This window comes from Geomicrobium sp. JCM 19055, assembly GCF_000698185.1.
GTDB lineage: Bacteria > Bacillota > Bacilli > Bacillales > Marinococcaceae > Geomicrobium_A > Geomicrobium_A sediminis.
The window spans coordinates 1-1715 of record NZ_BAXL01000042.1 but is presented as its reverse complement, the minus strand read 5'-3'; the positions used below and the strand labels follow the sequence as shown (position 1 = coordinate 1715).

Annotated in this window: 1 rRNA gene; it reads right to left on the bottom strand. The window is 54.3% G+C overall.

The window, feature by feature from the left end:
• Positions 1 to 50 precede the first annotated feature (50 nt).
• Positions 51 to 1600, bottom strand: a 16S ribosomal RNA gene (locus JCM19055_RS22055).
• Between the last annotated feature and the right edge of the window lie 115 nt (positions 1601 to 1715).

The window sequence follows — 1715 nt, the reverse complement described above, 5'->3', positions numbered from 1 at the left end:
CGAGAGGGCGTATCTTATCTTTCCCGCTCAGGGAAAGTAAGTCTCCATAGAAAGGAGGTGATCCATCCCCACCTTCCGGTAGGGATACCTTGTTACGACTTCACCCCAATCACCGGCCCCACCTTCGGCGGCTGGCTCCGTAAACGGTTGCCTCACCGACTTCGGGTGTTGCTGGCTCTCGTGGTGTGACGGGCGGTGTGTACAAGGCCCGGAACGTATTCACCGCGGCATGCTGATCCGCGATTACTAGCGATTCCAGCTTCATGTAGGCGAGTTGCAGCCTACAATCCGAACTGAGAACGGCTTTTTAGGATTGGCTCCACCTCGCGGCTTCGCTTCCCGTTGTACCGTCCATTGTAGCACGTGTGTAGCCCAGGTCATAAGGGGCATGATGATTTGACGTCATCCCCGCCTTCCTCCGGTTTGTCACCGGCAGTCACCTTAGAGTGCCCAACTGAATGCTGGCAACTAAGGTCAAGGGTTGCGCTCGTTGCGGGACTTAACCCAACATCTCACGACACGAGCTGACGACAACCATGCACCACCTGTCACTTTGTCCCCGAAGGGAAAACTCTATCTCTAGAGCGATCAAAGGATGTCAAGACCTGGTAAGGTTCTTCGCGTTGCGTCGAATTAAACCACATGCTCCACCGCTTGTGCGGGCCCCCGTCAATTCCTTTGAGTTTCAACCTTGCGGTCGTACTCCCCAGGCGGAGTGCTTAATGCGTTTGCTTCGGCACTACGGGTATCGAAACCCCTAACACCTAGCACTCAACGTTTACGGCGTGGACTACCAGGTATCTAATCCTGTTTGCTCCCCACGCTTTCGCACCTCAGCGTCAGTTACAGACCAGAGAGTCGCCTTCGCCACTGGTGTTCCTCCACATATCTACGCATTTCACCGCTACACGTGGAATTCCACTCTCCTCTTCTGCACTCAAGTTCTCCAGTTTCCAATGCAATTCTGTGGTTGAGCCACAGCCTTTCACATCAGACTTAAAGAACCGCCTGCGTGCCCTTTACGCCCAATAATTCCGGACAACGCTTGCCACCTACGTATTACCGCGGCTGCTGGCACGTAGTTAGCCGTGGCTTTCTGGTGAGGTACCGTCACGGCTCGGGCATTTCCTCCCGAACTTGTTCTTCCCTCACAACAGAGCTTTACGATCCGAAAACCTTCATCACTCACGCGGCATTGCACCGTCAGGCTTTCGCCCATTGCGGATGATTCCCTACTGCTGCCTCCCGTAGGAGTCTGGACCGTGTCTCAGTTCCAGTGTGGCCGATCACCCTCTCAGGTCGGCTACGCATCGTCGCCTTGGTGAGCCCTTACCTCACCAACTAGCTAATGCGCCGCGGGCCCATCCAACAGTGGCGGCCGAAACCGCCTTTTCTCTTTTCACCAGGTGGTGAAAAGAGGATATCCGGTATTAGCTCCGGTTTCCCGGAGTTATCCCAGTCTGTTGGGCAGGTTGCCCACGTGTTACTCACCCGTCCGCCGCTGACCCATTGAGGTGCAAGCACCTCGGGTCCGCTCGACTTGCATGTATTAGGCATGCCGCCAGCGTTCGTCCTGAGCCAGGATCAAACTCTCCATTGAAAGTGTTTCCTTTTTCGTTAGCACGGGGGTGCCAACGAGGCTCGTACTTCTATATAATAGAAGCGCTAGCTTTTATTGCTTTAATTCGCTTATCTTTCATTCAGTTTTCAAAGGG